2 protein-coding genes are annotated in these 1,216 nt (G+C 67.8%); both read right to left on the reverse strand.

Going from position 1 to position 1,216, the window contains the following annotated elements:
• Window positions 1–148: 148 nt before the first annotated feature.
• Complete coding sequence (locus H8R17_RS45455) at window positions 149–706, reverse strand: hypothetical protein (protein ID WP_187828991.1); 558 nt, start codon at window positions 704–706, stop codon at window positions 149–151.
• Window positions 707–709: 3 nt separating this feature from the next.
• Window positions 710–1,144, reverse strand: a complete 435-nt coding sequence (locus tag H8R17_RS45460) for a hypothetical protein (RefSeq protein WP_187828992.1) — start codon at window positions 1,142–1,144, stop codon at window positions 710–712.
• Window positions 1,145–1,216 lie beyond the last annotated feature (72 nt).

Here is a 1,216-nt window from a genome sequence, read left to right on the forward strand (position 1 = left end):
CGGGGGTGAGATTCCCCCGGGCGACCCGACTACCAGGAACGGCAATTTGTCAGCGTCTATGTGCTGGACAATCTCTGTCCAGCACAGGCCGCAGGATCCCGCCGCTCTCCCCACGTACCTGAACGTTGATCACCTCGGTCAGTTCGGGTCAGCCGGCTGTGGCGGTGAGCCTGGCGGCCTGGCGGGAGGCGAGATCGGTGGCGTCGTCCCAGTCCCAGGCGGGTTCGCCGCTGAGGCTGAGCACAAGAACATCGCTGCCGACAGCGCCGGCCAGCAGCAGAGTGACTGTGTTGTGTCCCGTGGCGACGGAGCGGACCTGCTGCTCGCGCGCCCACACGGCCGAGGCGTCACCGAACAGCGGCAGGTCGACGTCCCGTTCGCCGACCACCTCTACCGCGGCCGCCGGATTGGCCAGTAGGCACTCGCCCACCGTGCGGAGGGCGGCGACGGCGTCGTCCCGCGTCGCCAGAGGGACGGCCTGGGCCCACAGCCAGCGCTTCCCGCCACGGAACGACCGCCAGGCCGTGACACTGCCGTTCTGGCGGGCGCGCTCCCTCCACGGCGAGGCTTGCCCAGTGCGCCCGGTCCGCCAGGTGCGCTGCCCGTCCCGGCGCCATCCGGGCGGCAGGTCCTCCACCGTCAGGAGACGGGACAGCGCGCGCCTGCGCCCTGCCCCCGGGAGGACCGGGAAGAGAAGAGAAGGCATGTGTCAGTCCCCGGTCATTCCCCAGAAAACCAGCCCTGCCGCGTTTCCGTTTTCGTCGTACACCGGGGCGCAGCACCCGGAGCCGCGGAATGTGGGAGGGATATCCGAAGCGGAGGTTTTGTAGGCGCGCTCGATATCGTCTCGTGTGGGCTTGGCCGCACCGAAATACTCGATGATTTCCTGAGGCGTGACCAGCCTTACGGTGCCGTCTTCCTCCGCGTCGATGTCAGCGGTGACGATCATCCGGTCGACATCGATGATCGAGTGGGTGCCGCCCTCCTCCTCGAGGATTCCGCTGTCCATCAGGTCCGACAGCGTCTGAAGAGACGGTTCCCGATGGCGCCAGGACTGCTCGAAAACCTGCTCGCGGAGCTCGTCCAGGGCAGCCTGTGGGTCAGTGTTCTTGTCGGTGAAGTAGATCCACCTGGATGCTCCCATGGGAGCTCCCTTCGCTGTGAGTGCCGCTCATGAAGACCGAGGGCCCGGCCGGGCGCGTCCGCAGCGGACGCG

Origin of the sequence: Streptomyces sp. TRM68367, from assembly GCF_014495685.1 — a bacterium.
In the GTDB taxonomy this organism is placed as follows: domain Bacteria; phylum Actinomycetota; class Actinomycetes; order Streptomycetales; family Streptomycetaceae; genus Streptomyces.

Excerpts from the sequence above, each read along its gene's own strand:
- H8R17_RS45460 (WP_187828992.1), bottom strand. The coding sequence starts at position 1,144 with ATGGGAGCATCCAGGTGGATCTACTTCACCGACAAGAACACTGACCCA.
- H8R17_RS45455 (WP_187828991.1), bottom strand. The coding sequence starts at position 706 with ATGCCTTCTCTTCTCTTCCCGGTCCTCCCGGGGGCAGGGCGCAGGCGC.